This is a genomic window from Planomicrobium soli, assembly GCF_003014655.1.
GTDB lineage: Bacteria > Bacillota > Bacilli > Bacillales_A > Planococcaceae > Planococcus > Planococcus soli_B.
On the sequence record NZ_PYAT01000001.1, the window covers coordinates 305,943 to 325,479 of the forward strand.

The 19,537-nt window shown below is 43.9% G+C and carries 17 protein-coding genes; all 17 read right to left on the minus strand.

Going from position 1 to position 19,537, the window contains the following annotated elements:
- Positions 1 to 197 precede the first annotated feature (197 nt).
- Positions 198 to 626, minus strand: coding sequence for a YlbF/YmcA family competence regulator (locus B0H99_RS01540; RefSeq protein WP_106531856.1), 429 nt, complete (start codon positions 624 to 626; stop codon positions 198 to 200).
- Positions 627 to 630: 4 nt separating this feature from the next.
- Positions 631 to 2,169, minus strand: a complete 1,539-nt coding sequence (gene miaB / locus B0H99_RS01545; protein WP_106531857.1) for a tRNA (N6-isopentenyl adenosine(37)-C2)-methylthiotransferase MiaB — start codon at positions 2,167 to 2,169, stop codon at positions 631 to 633.
- 99 nt (positions 2,170 to 2,268) lie between these two features.
- A complete protein-coding gene (locus B0H99_RS01550) occupies positions 2,269 to 3,066 on the minus strand; it encodes a TIGR00282 family metallophosphoesterase (protein WP_106532016.1) in 798 nt (265 codons plus the stop codon).
- A gap of 65 nt (positions 3,067 to 3,131) precedes the next feature.
- On the minus strand, positions 3,132 to 4,691 hold the full coding sequence (rny, locus tag B0H99_RS01555; RefSeq protein WP_106531858.1) for a ribonuclease Y: 1,560 nt from the start codon (positions 4,689 to 4,691) through the stop codon (positions 3,132 to 3,134).
- A 668-nt stretch (positions 4,692 to 5,359) separates the two neighbouring features.
- Positions 5,360 to 6,421 carry a recombinase RecA gene (gene recA / locus B0H99_RS01560; protein WP_106531859.1) on the minus strand — a complete coding sequence of 354 codons (1,062 nt, stop codon included), beginning with the start codon at positions 6,419 to 6,421 and terminating at the stop codon, positions 5,360 to 5,362.
- A gap of 174 nt (positions 6,422 to 6,595) precedes the next feature.
- On the minus strand, positions 6,596 to 7,849 hold the full coding sequence (locus B0H99_RS01565; protein WP_106531860.1) for a competence/damage-inducible protein A: 1,254 nt from the start codon (positions 7,847 to 7,849) through the stop codon (positions 6,596 to 6,598).
- 57 nt (positions 7,850 to 7,906) lie between these two features.
- Positions 7,907 to 8,485, minus strand: coding sequence for a CDP-diacylglycerol--glycerol-3-phosphate 3-phosphatidyltransferase (pgsA, locus tag B0H99_RS01570; RefSeq protein ID WP_106531861.1), 579 nt, complete (start codon positions 8,483 to 8,485; stop codon positions 7,907 to 7,909).
- Positions 8,486 to 8,534: 49 nt separating this feature from the next.
- Complete coding sequence (locus B0H99_RS01575) at positions 8,535 to 9,410, minus strand: helix-turn-helix domain-containing protein (protein WP_106531862.1); 876 nt, start codon at positions 9,408 to 9,410, stop codon at positions 8,535 to 8,537.
- 17 nt (positions 9,411 to 9,427) lie between these two features.
- Positions 9,428 to 10,225, minus strand: coding sequence for a YmfK family protein (locus tag B0H99_RS01580; RefSeq protein WP_106531863.1), 798 nt, complete (start codon positions 10,223 to 10,225; stop codon positions 9,428 to 9,430).
- A gap of 112 nt (positions 10,226 to 10,337) precedes the next feature.
- The gene (gene ymfI, locus B0H99_RS01585; RefSeq protein ID WP_106531864.1) at positions 10,338 to 11,057 is read right to left on the minus strand and encodes an elongation factor P 5-aminopentanone reductase; all 720 of its coding nucleotides are present in this window, start codon (positions 11,055 to 11,057) and stop codon (positions 10,338 to 10,340) included.
- The gene (gene yfmH, locus B0H99_RS01590) at positions 11,054 to 12,355 is read right to left on the minus strand and encodes an EF-P 5-aminopentanol modification-associated protein YfmH (RefSeq protein WP_106531865.1); all 1,302 of its coding nucleotides are present in this window, start codon (positions 12,353 to 12,355) and stop codon (positions 11,054 to 11,056) included. Before yfmH ends, ymfI begins: the two co-directional genes overlap by 4 nt.
- Positions 12,348 to 13,622: an EF-P 5-aminopentanol modification-associated protein YfmF gene (yfmF, locus tag B0H99_RS01595; RefSeq protein WP_106531866.1), complete on the minus strand. Its 1,275-nt coding sequence runs from the start codon at positions 13,620 to 13,622 to the stop codon at positions 12,348 to 12,350. The genes yfmH and yfmF overlap by 8 nt, the downstream gene beginning before the upstream one ends.
- Before the next feature lie 271 nt (positions 13,623 to 13,893).
- Positions 13,894 to 14,853, minus strand: coding sequence for an ABC transporter permease (locus B0H99_RS01600; RefSeq protein ID WP_106531867.1), 960 nt, complete (start codon positions 14,851 to 14,853; stop codon positions 13,894 to 13,896).
- Between the two features lies 1 nt (position 14,854).
- The gene (locus B0H99_RS01605; RefSeq protein ID WP_106531868.1) at positions 14,855 to 15,901 is read right to left on the minus strand and encodes an ABC transporter permease; all 1,047 of its coding nucleotides are present in this window, start codon (positions 15,899 to 15,901) and stop codon (positions 14,855 to 14,857) included.
- Positions 15,891 to 17,462 carry an ABC transporter ATP-binding protein gene (locus tag B0H99_RS01610; RefSeq protein WP_106531869.1) on the minus strand — a complete coding sequence of 524 codons (1,572 nt, stop codon included), beginning with the start codon at positions 17,460 to 17,462 and terminating at the stop codon, positions 15,891 to 15,893. The genes B0H99_RS01605 and B0H99_RS01610 overlap by 11 nt, the downstream gene beginning before the upstream one ends.
- A 162-nt stretch (positions 17,463 to 17,624) precedes the next feature.
- Positions 17,625 to 18,695, minus strand: coding sequence for a BMP family lipoprotein (locus tag B0H99_RS01615; RefSeq protein ID WP_106531870.1), 1,071 nt, complete (start codon positions 18,693 to 18,695; stop codon positions 17,625 to 17,627).
- A gap of 49 nt (positions 18,696 to 18,744) precedes the next feature.
- Entirely contained in the window at positions 18,745 to 19,473 is a 729-nt protein-coding gene (locus B0H99_RS01620) for a GntR family transcriptional regulator (protein ID WP_106531871.1), read from the minus strand.
- Positions 19,474 to 19,537 lie beyond the last annotated feature (64 nt).

The following is a 19,537-nucleotide window of genomic DNA, read 5'->3' on the forward strand; positions in this document are numbered from 1 at the left end:
AATAAACTTCCCCTTTGACAAACAGGAGGTCAACTGACCGTAAAAGTCCGTTCAGAACACTCATCACTCAATGGAAGTTTTGTCCTCTGCCGAGTGAGTCGTTCTTTATTCCTTCATTATAGCAAAAATCAGAGGGGAAAAGAAAAAACTGAAAGAGCAGTTGCTCTTTCAGTTTTTATATTTCTAGTTCGCTTTTCTTAGGACAATTTCTTTGGTTTGCTGGCTTCCACTTTCGAGCCGGTTTCGCCGCGCAGAATGTCGCCGCCTGTATCCGTGATGATTTTGTTCGTCACTTGGTTGGCAATGGCTGTAGAGACCATTTGAAGAAGGGAATTGACATCTGTTTGCGATTGCTTGAATTCCTGGACAATCGGCACCGCATCAATTTCTTCTTCAATTTTCTTGATTTTGCCTTCAATCAATTCCAATGCGCGTTCTTTTCCGTATGCCTGAAAGTTGACCGCTTGTTTTTGCAAGCTTTTCAAACTCGCGATTTTTTCACGGATTTGCTGATTTTCGTTGATTTGCGCTTCTGCACGTTTGAAAAATTCCACTTCTTCCGTTTCAGCGATCATATTTGCCACTTCACGGGCTTTTGCAATAATTTCTTCTTTTGAATATGCCATTCGATTAGACACCCACTTCTTGGCCTGAAACGACTTCCAGTAGTTCACCGTTTAAGGACCATGTTTTTGTTGTAGTTATTTTCACTTTGACAAGCTGACCAATGATGGACTTGGGCCCGACAAAATTCACCAGTTTGTTTTTCGCCGTATACCCCGACAAGACATCCGGATTTTTCTTGCTTTCTCCTTCGACTAGCACTTCGACAATTTGTCCATCATATTTTTTCATGGCTGCCGCTGCATATTCGTTGACGACTGCGTTCAAGCGCTGCAGGCGTTCTTTTTTCACTTCCATTGGCACATTGTCTTCCATTTTCGCTGCCGGAGTTCCTTCTCTTGGCGAATAGATATATGTAAACGCCATTTCATAGCCGACTTCTTTGAACAACGACAAAGTTTCTTCAAATTGTTCTTCAGTTTCGTTCGGAAAACCTACAATGATATCGGTTGTTAATGAAACGTTTGGAATCGCTTCGCGTATTTTTCGGACAAGCTCCAGGTAATGCTCGCGTGAATATTTCCGTGCCATGATTTTCAGCATGCTTGTCGAACCTGATTGTACAGGCAAATGGATATGGTCGACAAGATTTCCGCCTTTTGCGAGCACTTCGATCAAGTAATCGTCAAAATCGCGCGGATGGCTTGTTGTAAAGCGAATGCGAGGAATGTCGATTGTTCGCAATTCGTCCATCAAATCGCCTAGATTATAGCTGATATCGGTAAAATCCTTGCCGTAAGCATTGACGTTCTGCCCAAGAAGCGTAACTTCCTTATAGCCTTGTGCAGCCAAATGCCGGACTTCCTGAATGATATCCGCAGGGCGGCGTGAACGCTCTTTGCCGCGCGTATAAGGCACGATGCAATATGTGCAGAACTTATCGCAACCATACATGATGTTTACCCAAGCTTTAATTTTGCCTTTGCGCACTTTCGGCAAGTTCTCGATCACATCGCCTTCTTTTGACCAAACATCGATGACCATTTCTTTGGACATGTATGCTTCGTTCAAAATCTCCGGCAACCGGTGGATGTTGTGGGTTCCAAAAATCATATCGACTTGGTCGTAAGTCTTCAAAATTTTATTGACGACCGATTCTTCTTGCGACATGCAGCCGCATACCCCAATCAATAAATCCGGGTTTTCGACCTTTAAGTGTTTCAAATGGCCAAGTTCACCGAACACTTTATTTTCGGCGTTTTCACGAATGGCGCATGTATTCAACAGGATGACGTTTGCATCGTCCACGGTATCTGTAGTTTCATAGCCAAGCTGCATCAAGATGCCGGCTATAACTTCCGTATCGTGCTCATTCATTTGACAGCCGTAAGTACGGATATAAAATTTGCGTCCTTTGCCCATGTCCGCAAACCTTGGATCAATCTTAAAATTATCAAAATAAGCGACTTCTTCTTTACCGCGTTTTTTGGCATCCTTTAAAGAAGGCGGTGTGTAAACGCTTTGGAAGTACTGGCTGTAATCCTTTTCAGGCTTTACCGGTGTCGCTGCCACTTGAGTTGACTGTAATCGCTGTTCCTCATTCATGAAAAAACCCCTTTCAATCAATACCTTATTATACTGAATAAGACCACCGCACTACAAGGCGTGCATCTTAATTGTCGGAGAATCGACAAGAAGCCGTTTTCAGCTTTGGAACGGATAATCATCATTGATGTAAATACGCTCAAACGAAGTGGCTTTGCCGGTTTGATCGTCCACTTCAGTAAAGAAACCACTGACAACCGAGCGTCCTTTTTTCGGCACTTCAAAGCGCGTCGGCATATTGGTTTTAAAACGGTACAAAACTGATTCTTTCGTCATTCCCAAAATTTCATCGTAAGGGCCGGTCATCCCGACATCCGAGATAAAAGCAGTCCCTTTTGGCAAAATACGTGCATCAGCTGTTTGGACATGCGTATGGGTACCAACGACAACTGACGCGCGGCCATCCAAATGCCAGCCCATGGCGATTTTCTCACTGGTCGCTTCTGCATGGAAATCAACAAAAACGAGCGGCGAAACGGCTTTTGCTTCTTCTATCAAATCGTCTACCGTCTTAAACGGGTCTTCATGCGGCGGCAGGAACACACGTCCATGTAAGTTGATGACAGATAAGGTTTGGCCGTTTTTCGTGACGGTCGCCATTCCGCGCCCGGGCGCCTCTTCTGAAAAGTTTGCAGGACGGATCAAGTAATCCACTTCATCGATAAAATCGAAAATTTCTTTTTGGTCCCATGTATGGTTGCCCATCGTCACCATGTCCACACCCATAAACAATAAGTCCTGATAAATCGCTTTTGTAATGCCGCGACCAGCTGCGGCATTTTCACCGTTTGCAATTACTACGTCCGGTGCATATTTCCGCTTCAAACGGGGTAAATAAGATTCCAAAGCATCTCTGCCAATAGAGCCGACGATATCGCCGATAAATAATATTTTCATGCCTTCACCTTTTCCCATAAGAAAAAGGCTTCTTTGAATAGACATTCATCGAAGCCTTTATCGTATTATTTTGCGTATTCAACTGCTCTTGTTTCCCGAATCACCGTAACTTTGATGTGGCCAGGATAATCCAGCTCTTCTTCAATCCGTTTACGGATATCACGTGCAAGTCGGTGCGCTGTCATGTCATCGATTTGTTCCGGGCGGACCATGATGCGAATTTCACGCCCAGCTTGAATCGCGAATGATTTCTCAACGCCTTCATACGATTCGGAAATCTCTTCAAGTTTTTCAAGGCGGCGGATGTAATTTTCCAGCGTTTCGCTTCGGGCACCTGGACGTGCTGCCGATAAAGCATCAGCTGCTGCGACAATTACCGAGATAATCGACGTCGGTTCTGTGTCTCCATGGTGGGAAGCAATACTGTTGATGACAACCGGATGCTCTTTGTATTTCGTTCCTAGTTCCACGCCAATTTCAACGTGGCTTCCTTCTACTTCATGGTCGATGGCTTTCCCGATATCGTGAAGAAGGCCAGCACGTCTTGCCAAAGTGACATCTTCGCCAAGTTCTGCTGCCATTAAGCCGGAGAGGAAGGCTACTTCAACAGAATGCTTCAAAACATTCTGGCCGTAGCTTGTGCGGTAACGCAAACGTCCTAAAATCTTGATCAAGTCCGGATGCAGATTATGGACGCCTACATCGAAAGTGGTTTGTTCCCCAATTTCGCGGATTTGTTCGTCTACTTCGCGTCTTGACTTCTCAACCATCTCTTCAATGCGCGCCGGGTGTATACGGCCATCGGACACTAATTTCTCAAGTGCCAGACGCGCTGTTTCGCGGCGGATTGGATCAAAACCGGATAAAATGACCGCTTCAGGTGTATCGTCAATAATCAAATCAATACCCGTCAAGGTCTCAAGCGTCCGGATATTCCGGCCTTCACGCCCGATAATGCGGCCTTTCATTTCGTCATTCGGCAAGTTAACCACAGAAACGGTCGTTTCTGCTACGTGGTCTGCTGCAAAACGCTGCATTGCCAACGAAAGAATGTTCTTGGCTTTCTTGTCCGACTCCTCTTTCGCACGCGCTTCGGTTTCTTTGATCATCGCTGCAATATCCGTTGAAAGTTCGTTTTCAACTTCCTGCAAGATGATGCCCTTCGCTTCTTCGCGTGTTAAAGCGGAAATGCGTTCCATTTCAGCCTGTTGCTGGCGGACTAGTTCTTCAGCTCTGCTCTCCATCTGTCCAATATGCTGTTGTTTTTCTGCGAGCGCTTCGTCTTTGCGTTCAAGACTCGCTTCTCTTTTGTTTAAAGCATCATCCTTGCGATCTAAATTTTCTTCTCTCTGCAACAACCGATTCTCTTGTCTTTGTAGTTCAGATCGGCGTTCCCGAATTTCAGATTCTTGTTCAGTACGCAATTTATGATTTTCGTCTTTCGCTTCCAATAAGGCTTCTTTTTTCAGCGCTTCTGCTTCTCGTTTTGCATCTTCAATAATCTGCTCTGCCGAGTTTTTGGCGCCTGCCACTTTGGAATCGTTTGATTTTTTTAACGCAAAATATCCAACAACTACACCGACGATGAGGCCAAGCAAAGCGAAGATGATCTCAGTAAAACCCATTCGGACACCTCCTCTTGCTATTCGTAAAACAATTTCAAAAAATGAATAATCAAAGATTTTTTACCTATAAAACGTTTAAAAAAAATTAAATTATACAATTTTAATTGTATAGATGGACTTATATCGTGTCAACCCATGGAGCTAGTGAAAAGCGGAGGCGGACGTATAGATTCGATGGGCATAAGCCGGTTTGGCAAAGCGGCGCTTTTTGCCGCATAGCTCAGAAAAGCAAAAGTGCCTGTTCAGCTCTGACAGGCAGAAGACGAATTGGCGAAGTGGCGTCCTTTGCCACACAGACAAGGCGGCTTTTGACCCGAAGCGCTAGGCACTGAAGACTGGACAGCCGAAACGGCTTATGCCCCGAGAATCTGTCCGCTGAAGTCTAGACAAGAAAAGCGGAAGTGCCAGGTCAGTCCCGACAAGCGCTGGAGGGCTTGAAGACCACGGCATCCCTTGCCATGGGTTCAAGACCGAAGACTCTGAAGGTTAGGTATTGGAGCTGTCCACTGAATTCCTGTCCGTGGAATGCGAATGACCTTGAATCTCCCGCAATAGTTCTTACGACAGAGATCTCCAAATGCTGAACCTACAGTTGCCGATACAAAAAAGCCGTTCAGCGCTTTGGCTGAACGGCTTTTAAGCAGTATTAGGACAAATCAGTCCTGTTCTTATTCCTCGTCGTCGATCAATAGGCCGAAATCTTCCGGCTCTTCTTCTTTCTTAGCAGCAATTGTATATGATGCTGCAGCCATGCCATAAGATTCCCGAATTTTGTTTGCGATATCGTTGCGGATCTCCGGATTCGCAAGCAGGAATTGCTTAGCGTTTTCACGTCCTTGGCCGATACGTTCTTCGTTATAAGAGTACCAAGAACCGCTTTTTTGGATGATATCCAGTTCTGAACCAATATCAACAATTTCACCTTCACGCGAAATTCCTTTACCGTACATGATGTCTACTTCAGCTGTACGGAACGGTGGCGCAACCTTGTTCTTCACAATCTTGATCTTCGTTCTGTTACCGATTATTTCCGCTCCGGATTTTAGCGCCTCTGCACGACGGACTTCCAAACGAACAGATGAATAGAACTTCAAAGCGCGTCCGCCAGGCGTAGTTTCAGGGTTACCAAACATAACACCGATTTTTTCGCGGATTTGGTTAATGAATAGCAGAATCGTATTCGATTTGTTTACAACTCCTGATAATTTACGGAGAGCTTGAGACATTAGACGTGCTTGCAGACCCATATGCGAGTCGCCCATTTCCCCTTCGATCTCAGCTTTTGGCACAAGTGCCGCAACCGAGTCGACAACCACGATATCAATCGCACCGCTTCGCACAAGAGCTTCAGCAATTTCAAGCGCCTGCTCTCCTGTATCCGGCTGCGACAGCAACAATTCATCAATATTAACACCAAGTTTTTGCGCATAAAGTGGATCTAATGCATGCTCTGCATCGATGAAAGCTGCAGTTCCGCCCGCCGCTTGAACTTCTGCAATTGCATGAAGGGAAACTGTAGTTTTACCTGAACTTTCAGGTCCGTAAACTTCAATAATGCGTCCCCGCGGATATCCGCCTATTCCAAGTGCTGAATCAAGGGCCAATGAACCACTTGAAACCGAAGATACATTACGGTCGCTTTGTTCTCCCAATTTCATGACAGAACCTTTACCAAATTGTTTTTCTATCCCTTTTAACGCCATTTCCAACGCTGCTTTACGATCGCTCAAAAGAAATCCTCCTCTAATTAAAACCATTTTTTCTACCTGTCTCTAGTATACTAGGTTTTTGAGAAATACACAAGAAAAAAGCGAACGTTTATTCGGTTTTTTGTTCACTTATCTTATATTTACCCCCTTTTAACAGGGTAAAATCAGAATTTGAACGAAAAAACGCACACAAAATTAAATTTTGCGTGCGTTGCCTTCTGTAAGAGTTCGTATTGTATAAGATAAAGCTAATTTAACTGCCCTTAAGCGGTTAGTGTTGCGCATTCCTGACAATTGAAGACGGTAAGCCGTTGTATCTTCTGCAGTTGCGATGCCGATCCAGACTGTTCCTGCCGGCTGGTCTCCATGAGCATCCGGACCAGCAGCTCCGGTCAAACTAACACTGATATCAGTATTGAATTTTTCCCGAGCCCCATCTGCCATAGCTAAAGCAGTCTGCTCACTCACTACACCGTATTCTGTCAACAAGTCCTCCGACACGCCTAAATGCGCTTTCTTCATTTCTTCGTTATAAGTGATCACTCCGCCGGCTAATACAGCACTCGCTCCTGGCACAGAAGCAAGTTCAGATTGGAACAAACCTGCAGTCAAACTTTCAGCCGCTGAAATGGTTTTCCCTTGTTCTTTCAGCATTTCCACTGCTTTTGATGCGAGAGAATCATCGTCATAGCCATACAAATACTGGCCGACCCGTTCCAGTATCTGGGCTTTAGCGCCATCAATCAAGGTCCAGGCTTCTTGTTCCGTATTGGTTTTTGCCGTAATCCGAAGTGTCACTTCACCATCAGAAGCAAGAGGCGCAATGGTCGGATTGGTTTGATTGTCTAATATATCTTGAAGGCGATCTTCCAGCTCCGCTTCTCCTATGCCATAAAAACGCAGCACATGGGACAAGATAACGTCTTCTTTGTTTAGAAGTTTCGCAAGCTTCGGCTTTGCCTCGAATTGGAACATCGGCTCCATTTCTTTCGGTGGCCCTGGAAGCAATATATAGTGATGGCTGTCGGTTTTGTATAACATGCCTGGTGCCATCCCGTGATGATTGACAAGCACTTCACTGCCTTTTAAGACGAGCGCCTGTTTTTTATTGTTTTCTGTCATGAATCGGCCTGCACGCTCGAAAAACGCCACGATGGACACTAGCGCCTCTTCGTCCATTGCAAGGGTAGTGCCGAGATGTTTGGCAATTGTCTCTTTTGTCAAATCATCTTTTGTCGGGCCAAGCCCGCCTGTAAAGATGATCAGATCTGCGCGGCTTTCGGCAATCTCGATGGCATCTTTCAGACGGTCGGCGTTGTCTCCGACAACGGTGTGGTAATAGACATTAATGCCGAGTTCCGCTAGATGGCTCGACAAAAAACGCGCATTCGAATTTGTGATTTGCCCTAATAATAGTTCAGATCCAACTGCAATAATTTCTGCATTCATTCGTGACCACTCCTTCTGCCCCGTCAAAGCGGGAAATTTACGTTTGCTTAGGGAAACTTATTTGGAAGCCATTAATGCCCGGCGGTTCACGTAAAAATAATCCCAACCGGACCAAAGCGTAAAAATTAATGCGATATAAAGCATAGCAACATCGAAGCGGAAATCAACCCACGCAAATATTGGATTATGAAGCAACAAAGTGGCGATAGCGATAATCTGAGCTGTAGTTTTGATTTTTCCGAGCCAGCCCGCCGCTACTACTTCGCCTTCCCCCGCCAATACAAGACGTAAACCAGTAACGGCAAACTCCCGGCTAATGATTAAAATGACAATCCACGACGGAGCAAGATTCATTTCCACCAATATTATGAAAGCTGCTGAAACCAATAACTTATCAGCAAGTGGATCTAAAAATTTCCCGAAAGTTGTCACCAAATTGTATTTCCTTGCATAGTACCCATCTACCCAATCTGTCAGAGAAGCGAAGAGAAAAATCAAAGCACCTAAAAATTGATTAACTCCCATTTCCGCTCCAAGGAAAGCGATATTACCCCACCCGAAATCAATCAGCATGACCGCCATAAAAATTGGAATCAGCAAGATACGGGATATGGTAATCTGGTTTGGAATATTCATTTATGCCCCTCCTTTCTGCCTATCAAGAAAAATAGCCATCTGTTGATGGCTATTCTGCGTCTTCAAATCGAATCACAATATTTTGAGTTATAGTATCTTGCGAATACTCGACCGGTTCATTGTTAACGGTCAATGTTACATTGTTCGTAGCTCCAATGCGGACGCGCACTTGCGTAACCCCTTCTAAATTAAGGGTTTCGCTGTCGCCATCCTGCATCGTACGGGCTGGATTCATCAATTCTTTTCGGTCTTGATCGGTTGCCGATACCCACGAAGCACCAGAAGCGCTGATTTCCATTTCCCGTTCTGCCGGCCCTGTAAATGTATAAGTGGTTGTTTCACCCGCTGTTTCTAATTCTTCCAGGCTTACGGCTGGTTCTTCTTCTTCTGCTGGCTCTTCTGAAGCCTCTTCTTCTGCAGGTTCTTCCTCAGTTGCCGGGGCTTCCTCTTCTTCAGAAGTTGTCGGCTCTTCGTATTGCATACCGTCTTCTTCTGTCACTTGTTCTGTCGGATCGTTTTTAGCAAGAAACTGATAGAAAAACCAGACAACCCCGATGATCACAACAATAAATAAAGCAACAATGATTTTCGGCATCACTTCACCGATTCCGCTAGAAGAACTTTTAGCAAACGTTTGCCTGCGTGAAGGCGTCGGTGGAGCAAGAGGCGGCCGGACGTCTTCTTTTGCTTTTTCCGGTACTTCCGCTTTATGCTGTTCCAATAACTCGTCTGAATTCAAGCCGACCGCTTCCGCATATTGCTTGATAAACGCCCGTACATAGAAAGGTCCTGGCATCATACTGTAATCGCCTTGCTCTATTCCAGCCAAATAGCGTTTTTGAATTTTTGTAACTCCTTGCAAATCTTCCAAACTATAACCTTTTGCAACTCTCGCTTCTTTTAAACGAGTTCCCAGTTCACTCAACACGACCACCTGCCTACCTAAAAGTTAAATCCACCAAACATATCGGTCTGGTTATTTTCATTCAAAAAATCGTTTTTCTCCAAAACTTCATATGTAATTTTTTCATCAGGATGATGGCGCAACTCAATAATGTAATCAAAATCCTCAATGCTGTAATCTGATTGTTGAACAAACATATCCGGATGTTCAACAACTTTGATGGTCGGCATACGCATCATTTCTCTTACAAGCTGCATATGGCGTTCATCTGAAGCCTTACGCGTTACAATGCCGTCCAATATAAAAATATTATTGCCACTTCGTTCATCGCCCATCAACTGATTGCGCACCGTTTGCTTGATCATTGTAGAGGACAGAAAAATCCACTTTTTGTTCGCACTAACGCTGGCAGCGACAATCGACTCGGTTTTCCCGACCCTTGGCATTCCACGCAAGCCAACTAATTTATGGCCTTCCTGCTTGAAAATCTCTGCCATAAAGTCCACCAAAAGCCCCAGTTCGTCCCTTACAAAACGAAACGTCTTGCGGTCATCCGCATCCCGTTGTATATACCGTCCATGGCGGACAGCTAAAATATCACGCAATTTCGGTTCGCGGAACTTAGTCACGACAATAGTCTCAATTGTAGACACAATTTGCTCAAAACGTTCAAGCTGAACATCATGTTCTGCACGCAAGAGCATTCCGCGCCTGCCTTGGTCTACGCCGTTGATCGTTACAATATTTACGCGCAGCATACCGAGGAGTGAAGCAATATCTCCTAATAAACCGGGACGATTCACTTGAATTTCGTATTCGAAATACCATTCTCTCACTGATCATCCGTCCTTTCACTTCGGAGTAGCGGCTCATTAGTTCCCCCCTCTTATAATAGCGGATTTACCGCGTCAAGAAAAGGGGGACTATAGGAGCAATGCAATGCCAATCTTACATATGCCAGCCGCCATTGACCCGCAAAACTTGGCCGGTCAGGTAGTCGGCTTTGCCGTTCACTAGAAAGTCCACTGCATCCGCAACGTCTTTGGGAGTTCCAAGACCGAGCGGAATTTCTTCTTCAATCGCCCTCAGCTCTTCTTCAGACCACGAGCGATTCATTTTTGTTGCTATAAATCCAGGGGAAATGGCATTGACACGCGTTCCGGACGCCGACATTTCTTTTGCATACGCTTTGACAAACGCCAACTGCGCACCTTTCACAGCTGAATACGCCGTTTCCATCGAAGCACCAATCTCTCCCCAGATAGAAGAAATAAAAACAACATATGTCTTTGGGTGCCGATGAAAATAAGAGGAAATATGGCGGATTGCGCTTACCGGATTTTTTAAATGCACTTGCCATAAATCCTCCAAATCAGCTTCTGATGTATCAATGAGCATTTTGTATAGTGCATGTCCGCTTGCCACAATAACGCACGAAGCATCAAAAATAAGTTTTGCTAGCTCTTCACCTGAGCCGTTCTTGGAAAAATCCGCTCTTAGCGGTATGAATTCCTGTCCCGGATACTGGATTTCCAGTTCCTTTACCAGTGTGTCAAGCGGTTCCGAGTTCCAGTGCAGATACAAGGACCAATTGGCTTCTGCAAGTTGGCGTGCTATGTGTTCCCCGATTTCCCCGGAAGCTCCGAGGACAACGGCAAACCGTTTCATTTGTTATCCTTTTTTGGCGGAACGATGGTGAAGACGGATCGCTGGCTTTCCAAGCTAACTGTATAAAAAGCGGTTTGCAGATCTTTGACATCTATTGTCTCGAGCGTAGGAACCACATCGAATAAATTCATATCATTAAATGCATAACGGGTAAACTGGTTGGCAATATATTCCGGTGAATTAAGGGCTCTCAGGAAAAAGCCTATTTTTTTTCTCCGTACACGGTCTAGATCTGCTTGCCCGAATGGCCATAGCTCCAATGCACGTTGCACAGTGTTTTGAATTTCAGCAGCCAACGCTTCCGGTTCTTGGGTGTCGGATCCAATCAGTGCATAGCCAAAGCCGTTCTCTAATGAAAAATCGAATGAATACGATTCATCGATCAAACCGCTTTCGTATGCATGATGGTAAAAATCAGAAGTGCGGCCAAATAACAACTCAAACGCCAGCTGAGCCGCCAGTTCATGCTTTAACATTTGTGGACCCGATAAATTCAGCACTTCAGGTTTAATGCCAACAAAAACTTTCGGTTTTTGGACGCTCATCTCAAGTGTCCGTTCTTTGATCGCTGCTTCCACTGGTTCTTCCGGATAAATACGGACAATATCTTCCGGGTTTTCAAACGTTTTTTTCGCTTGGTTTTCTTTTACCAAATCCATCATACTCTCCGGATCAACAGATCCGACAATAAACAACATCATGTTGGACGGATGATAAAACGTATGGTAGCAAGTGTAAAGATGTTCCGCTGTAATGTCCTGAATGGATTCTACGGTTCCGGCAATATCAATTTTCACAGGATGGTTTTTGTACAGATTTTCGATGATGCCGAAATACAAGCGCCAGTCTGGCTGGTCATCATACATGGTGATTTCCTGCGCAATGATTCCTTTTTCTTTTTCCACCGTCTTCTCGGTAAAATACGGTTCTTGAACAAAGTCCAATAAAGTTTCAACATTTTGCTCGATCAAATCGGTTGCTGAAAACAAGTATGCCGTCCGGGTAAACGATGTAAAAGCGTTCGCAGAAGCACCTTGCTTACTGAATTGCTGGAAAATGTCGCCTTCTTCTTTTTCGAACATTTTGTGCTCAAGAAAATGGGCTATGCCATCAGGAACTTTAACCGGTTCTGTTTCTCCTAAAGGTACAAAATTATTGTCGATCGATCCATATTTGGTTGTGAACGTTGCAAACGTTTTAGAAAAACCTTTTTTAGGCAATATATACACTTCAAGACCATTATCAAGCTTTTCATGGTATAGCGTTTCGTCTAATTGCTCAAATCGAACTTTATTCATTTAGATCCTCCCCTTTGCCTGATAAGAAGTATGTCATTTCCAACGAGATGTCCTGAGCAACCTCAGCAATTTCTTCTTTTGTTACGTTCTTCCATCTGGTGATAACATCTTCCGGTGCAAACGAATGGGATAGTTCCATATATTGGTCGTATATTTCAATTTGGCCTCGAGCCGAATCCAGCGCTTCTTTCATCTGATTAGTCAATAACGCTTTCGTCTGGTCCAGTTCAGTATCGGAAATATTGCCTTTTTTCACTTCATCCAATTGTTCAAGAATCAATTTGACTGCCTTCTCTTCCAAGTTGGCATCAATTCCTGCCAGAACAAACAATAAACCGAATTGGGAAGCATAAGAGCTTGATACGTAATAGGCCATACTTTCTTTTTCCCGGATATTCACAAACAGTTTGGAATGCGCATAGCCGCCGAAGATGCCATTCATCAATTGCATGATCGGAAATTTTTCATCGCGGAATGTAATCGGTGTATAAAAAGCCATATGAAGTTTTCCTTGTTTCATATCTTCAAATTCCAGTACGTGCGGCTCTTTCGGCTTTTTCAGTTCAGAAAGAGGCGCTGCAGCCGGTTTTTCCCGGTTTCCGAAGTGGAAATATTCACTAATATACGCAGAAACCACTTCCGGTTGTATATCTCCTACCGCATAAATCTCGATTTCGTTTTCTTCAATCATATTGCGGTATTCTGCTACTAGTAGTTCATTAGTTATGCTCTCGACATTTTCAATCGTTCCGTTCGGGCTGATTGAAGCCGGATGGTCTGGCAATGCATGTTCTAGCATGCGCTGCTGAGCATAGCGCGTCTTTTCATCAAACAACGATTCAATTCGCTGTTTAATGGAGCTTTTTTCCCGTTCGAAAATAGATGGCTTGAACAAGCCGTCTTCAAAATTCGGCTTAAACAAAACAATATACATCAAATTCATCACTTTTTCCAAAACACCGGTTTCCGATAAATATTCATCATTGACTGTTTCAACATTCAACGTAACAATATGCTCATTTCCTCTTTTGGTTGAATCCATATATAGAGAAGTCCCATACAAATCATCGAGCACCATCCGTAAAGCAGTATGAGAAGGATAAACTTCATTGCTGTGCTGAAGCACATTTGCCAAAATTGATCGTGCTGACGCTTTTTCTTTCGTCAACCTATCTTTAAACCGGACGGAAAAATTTATCGTCTTAAATTGGGTAGTTTGGTTAACGTGTATATTTACGCCCTTAGCAATACTTATCGTTTGAAACATACAAAATCCCCTCTCATCGTTCATCCTCTAACTATACCGAACCTTTTTAACTAAATGCAAATAAAGAAAAGCGTGGGCGACTGTTTAGCCTAATTAGCAAGAAATCGACCGAAGAAAGCCAGAAATTATCTATGGACCAGAAGATAGAGAAACGAACACTTAAAATACGCGCATTATAAACTGACGCATTTTCTCAATCTTTTGCACTGATTCTTTTCGATACCTTTCCAGGCACAAAAAAAGCCGTCGTTTCGACGGCTTTCTAAAGAAATTAACGGTTTCCTTTAATGTAAGGCTTTCCACTGGCTTTTGGAGCATTTGCCCGGCCGATAAAACCGGCAAGCGCTAAAATAGTGAGAACGTAAGGCAGAATCAGTAAAAATACACTTGGTATTTCTTGAATATATGGAATGGAAGGGCCGGCAATACTTAAAGATTGCGCGAAACCAAAGAAAATCGCAGCCCCCATTGCACCTAGCGGATGCCATTTGCCGAAAATCATCGCTGCAAGCGCCATAAACCCTTGGCCGTTGATCGTTGCGTGGCCGAAGTCGCCCGAAATGGTTTGAGCGTAGATGGCGCCGCCGACTCCTGCTAATGCCCCTGAAATCATTACAGCGATATAACGCATTTTGCTCACGTTGATTCCCATAGTATCCGCAGCCATCGGATGTTCTCCAACTGAACGGAGACGCAGGCCAAATGGCGTCTTATAGATGACAAACCATGCAAGAATGGCAATTCCGATTGCCAGGATAGATGTATTGTAAATTGATTTGAAGAACATCGGGCCAATAACCGGAATATCTTGCAAGAACGGAACGTTGTATCGTCCAAAGCGCTCTGTAATAAAATCCGTTTGGCCTTTTCCGAAAATTTTCTTCACTAAATACAACGCTAATGCAATAGCCAATAAGTTAATGGCTACCCCTGAAACCACTTGGTCAGCACGGAAAGAGATTGACGCAACCGCATGAAGAAGCGATAAAAGCAACGCCGCTGCCATTGCTGCAACTAGTGCAAGCCAAGGAGTTGCATTCCCGAAAGTATCTGCAAAAAATAAATTAAACAAAATACCGATAAAGGCACCGATTACCATAAGTCCTTCAAGTCCGATATTGACGACTCCAGATCTTTCTGAGAATACCCCGCCAATTGCTACAATTATTAAAGGAGCAGCATAAAATATCGCTGAAGGAACGATGAAATACAAAACTTCCAAAAAACTCATATTACTTCGCCTCCTTCTTAATAGCCGCCCGCTGCAGAAGCAAGCGAATCACGTACCCTGATGCTACGAAGAAAATGATAACTGCGATGACAATTTCAACAATCTCAATTGGAATTCCGGCGGCATTCGGCATGTTTAATGCTCCGTATTTTAAGGAACCGAACAATACAGCACCAAAAACTACGCCAAGCGGTGTATTCATACCTAACAAGGCAACCGCGATCCCGTCAAAACCGATGCCTGTAAATCCGCCTTTAGCAGAAACATATTGGAAAGTGCCAAGCGCTTCCATTGCCCCGCCAAGACCAGCAAAAGCGCCTGAAATGACCATTGCTAAAATAATATTCTTATTAACATTCATCCCCGCATATTGAGAGGCGTTATGGTTAAACCCTACTGCTTTCAATTCAAATCCAAGCGTAGTCTTATCTAAAACGAACCACATGATAGCAACCATGACAACAGCAACAAGAATCCCATAGTGAAGCCTTGAAAAATCAGTTAAGTTAGCAAAAAACTCTGAGCGCAAAGACGCACTTGCGAAAATCTGCTCTGTTCTGTCGCCGCCTCCTGATACCGTCTTGATCAACGCATTTGTTGTATGCAATGCGATATAATTCATCATGATAGTAACGATAACTTCATGCACATGGAATTTAGCTTTAAGCAATCCCGGGACAAACCCCCATAGCCCTCCGGCTACGGCCGCCGCTAAAATTGCTAAAGGCAAATGAATTACTTTTGGCAATTCCACTGCTATTCCTACATATGCAGCTGCAAACCATCCAACGATTAATTGCCCTTCGACTCCGATATTGAATAGTCCGGAACGGAAAGCGAATGCTACCGCGAGGCCAGCCAAAATATACGGCGTAATCTGCCGAATTGTTTCTCCCATTGTATACAAATCTCCAAAGATTCCGCTCCACAATGCCATATAGCCGGCTATTGGATCAAAGCCGCTAATAAGCATGATAATGGCGCCTACGATAAGGCCCAATATTACGGAAACAACCGGGACCAGGAGATTTATTGTTCTATTCGACATGCTGATCCTCACCTCTCTTCTCCTGGCCACTGCCTTTAGAGTTGCCGCCTGTTTGAATGTGGTGCCCTGCCATCAACAAACCAAGCTGCTGCTCGGTCGTTTCTTCCGGCAAGACGACATCTACAATTTCTCCATCATGGATTACCGCAATGCGGTCGGAAACGTTCACGACTTCATCAAGTTCAAACGATATTAAAAGTACAGCTTTGCCATTGTCACGCTGTTCGATCAAGCGGCTATGGATAAACTCAATCGCACCTACATCCAGTCCTCGCGTCGGCAATGCTGCAATCAATAATTCTGGGTTGCGGTCAACTTCACGGCCAATAATGGCTTTTTGCTGATTTCCGCCGGATAACGCGCGGGCCGGAGTATGAGGACCTTGCGTCCGAACATCATATGCTTCGATAATATCCAGCGCTTTTTTCTCGATTTTGCTGTAATCGATAATTCCTGATTTTGAAATCGGCCCTTTATAGTACGTCTGCAAGGAAATGTTATGCCCAATCGGGAAATCCAACACCAATCCATGCTTATGCCGGTCTTGCGGGATATGCCCCACACCCGCTTCTGTTACTTGCCTCGGCTTTAGATTGGTAATATCCTTACCGTGGATGGAGATAGTGCCGCTTTTCACTTTACGAAGTCCGGTAATTGCTTCAATCAGTTCAGTTTGTCCGTTGCCATCAATTCCCGCAATCCCGACAATCTCACCTTGGCGGACGTTCAAGCTTAAATTCTTCACTTTTTCTACTCCACGATAATCTTCCACCGTCAGATTTTTAACCATTAAAATATTTTCTTTCGGGAAAGCTTTCCCTTTATTAGTCTTGAACTCTACTTGGCGACCGACCATGAGCGCAGCTAGTTCATCCGGATTTGTTTCAGCCGTTACTACTGTACCAATGCCTTGCCCTTTACGGATGACAGTTACACGATCAGAGACATCCATAATCTCTTTTAGCTTGTGAGTAATTAAAATAATGGATTTGCCTTCTGCAATAAGACGTTTCATAATTTGGATCAATTCGATAATTTCTTGTGGCGTCAGTGATGCTGTCGGCTCATCAAAGATCAAGATTTCCGCTCCGCGATACAAAGTTTTCAAAATTTCAACACGCTGCTGCATACCAACTGAAATATCTTCAATGATTGCGTTCGGATCAACGTTCAAACCGTATTGCTCGGAAAGCGCCTGCACTTTTTTCGCAGCATCTTTTTTATTGGTTACGCCGTATTTGGTCGGCTCGCTTCCCAATATGATATTCTCAGTAACTGAAAAATTTTCAACTAACATGAAATGCTGGTGAACCATTCCTATGCCTAAATCATTTGCAACATTAGGGTCTGTGATATTCACTTTTTCTCCACGAACCCTAATCTCTCCGCCTTCCGGATGATATAGTCCGAAAAGAACGTTCATTAATGTTGATTTTCCTGCTCCGTTTTCACCTAACAAGGCATGGATTTCACCTTTTTTCAACTGCAACGTAATGTTGTCGTTGGCTACAAATGTTCCAAACTCTTTTCGGATATTGAGCATCTCTATAACATATTCCACTGTTTTCACTCCCTCGAAAACTGGTACTTTTTTATATTAATTAATACAGGAAAGGCTTCCATTGCTAAAAACCTTTCATCTATTAATTTTCTAAAATAAGACGAAAAAAAATCATAAAGACCGGCTGAACCGGTCTTTATGATGACCGCAAATGAATGTGGCTTATTCTACTTTTTCAGGAACTGTAATTTCGCCACTTGCAATTTTTTCTTTAAACTCTTCAATTTGAGCCATTTTGTCTTCCGGAATTGCTCCACGCGAATCTGCAAGACCTACACCATCTTCAGCAAGTCCGTAAGTTACAGTTTCGCCGCCTGGGAATTCTCCAGCTTTCGCTTTGTTGGCAATATCGATTACCGCTTGGTCAACACCTTTTAAAGCAGAAGTCAACGTTACGTTCGAATCGCCCACTTGGCCTTCATCGTACTGGTCAGCATCTACGCCGATAACCCAGATGTTTGCTTCTGGATCTGCTTCTTTACGTTCTTTCGCTTCTGTGAAAACGCCATTTCCTGTACCGCCAGCAGCATGGAATACAATATCCGCTCCGCCTGAGTACATGCGGTTTGCAGTAGTTTTACCTAATGCTGCATCATCAAATTTACCTGTATATTGCACATCGACTGTAATCGTATCATCTACAGCAGCAACTCCTTCAAGGAAACCTGCTTCAAAACGCTCGATAACTGGAATATCCATCCCGCCAACAAAACCGATTTTTTTCGTTTCTGTCATCAATGCTGCTGCAACACCCGCAAGGTAAGCCGCTTCTTGCTCTTTGAACAGGACGCTAGCTACGTTCGGAGCTTCAACAACTGCATCGATAATCGCAAGTTGCGCTTCTGGCTGCTGTTCAGCGATTTCCTTAACAGCGCCTTCCATCAAGAAACCAATACCGTAAACAACGTCAAAGTCACGACGGATCAAGTTATTCAAGTTGGTGTTGTAATCTGCATCTGAACCGGATTGAAGGTAGTCAATACCGCCATCCCCTTTTTTAAGCCCGTTTTCTTCGCCAAACTGCTGTAATCCTTCCCAAGCAGATTGGTTGAATGATTTATCATCAACGCCGCCGACATCCGTAACCATCGCTACAGAAAATTCATTCGCCTCTTCGCCGCCTTCTGAAGAACCACTCGTAGAAGAACCTTCATTGCTGCTGCCACATGCAGTAAGCATTGTTCCCGTAGCAAGCATTAATGATAGACCCAGACCAAATTTACGTTTTGTCAATGTAATAACCCCCAAGGTAATTTTTTCATAGTAGCAGGAATTTTCAGTTTTACACACGTTTTCGAACTACATGAAAGCTGAAAGTATCAGCTTTAAAATAGTTCTTTGAATAAAGCACCACTTGATCGTCCTCATCATAATGGAGCTGTTTTAATACTAGCAAAGCGGTTTCCGGATCACATTCCAATATCGGGGAAGCATCTTCATGATACCCGATCGCATCAATAAAACTAACTGCGTAAGAAATATGGGTAGTTCCGGATTCTTCTAACGCTTTAAAAATAGAGCTTTCAGTCCGGCCCAGAAAATTCTCCGGCAAATACCCTGTAGGAACTTTATCTATGCAATAAACGACAGGTTCCCCATTAGCAGTCCGGACTCGTTCAATAGTAATAATAGTATCATCGTTATTGCATTGAAAGCGTTTTATATCATCTTCAGAAGAAATGGACTCAGTAGTGCTCAAATAGATCGACCCTGGTTCCATTCCTGCTTGCCGAATCATGTCGGAAACACTTGTCAATTGCTCGATGCCTGAAGAAAAAATAGGCTTCGGATTTACAAATGTCCCTACACCATGGCGGCGTATAATGATATTATCTTCTTCCAGCAGCCGAAGCGCCTCTCTGAGGGTGGCACGGCTGACTCCAAGGGTTTTAGCCAATTCGAATTCTGATGGCAACTTTTCTTTCTCTTTGTAGACACCAGCAGCAATATCTTGCTTCATCCGATCGATTACTTGAAGATACAATGCGCGATGATCCGATTTTATTGTCATAAGATTCACCACCAATGACAGAGATCAGACATCTGATGTAAAACATTCCTACTAACCAAAAATA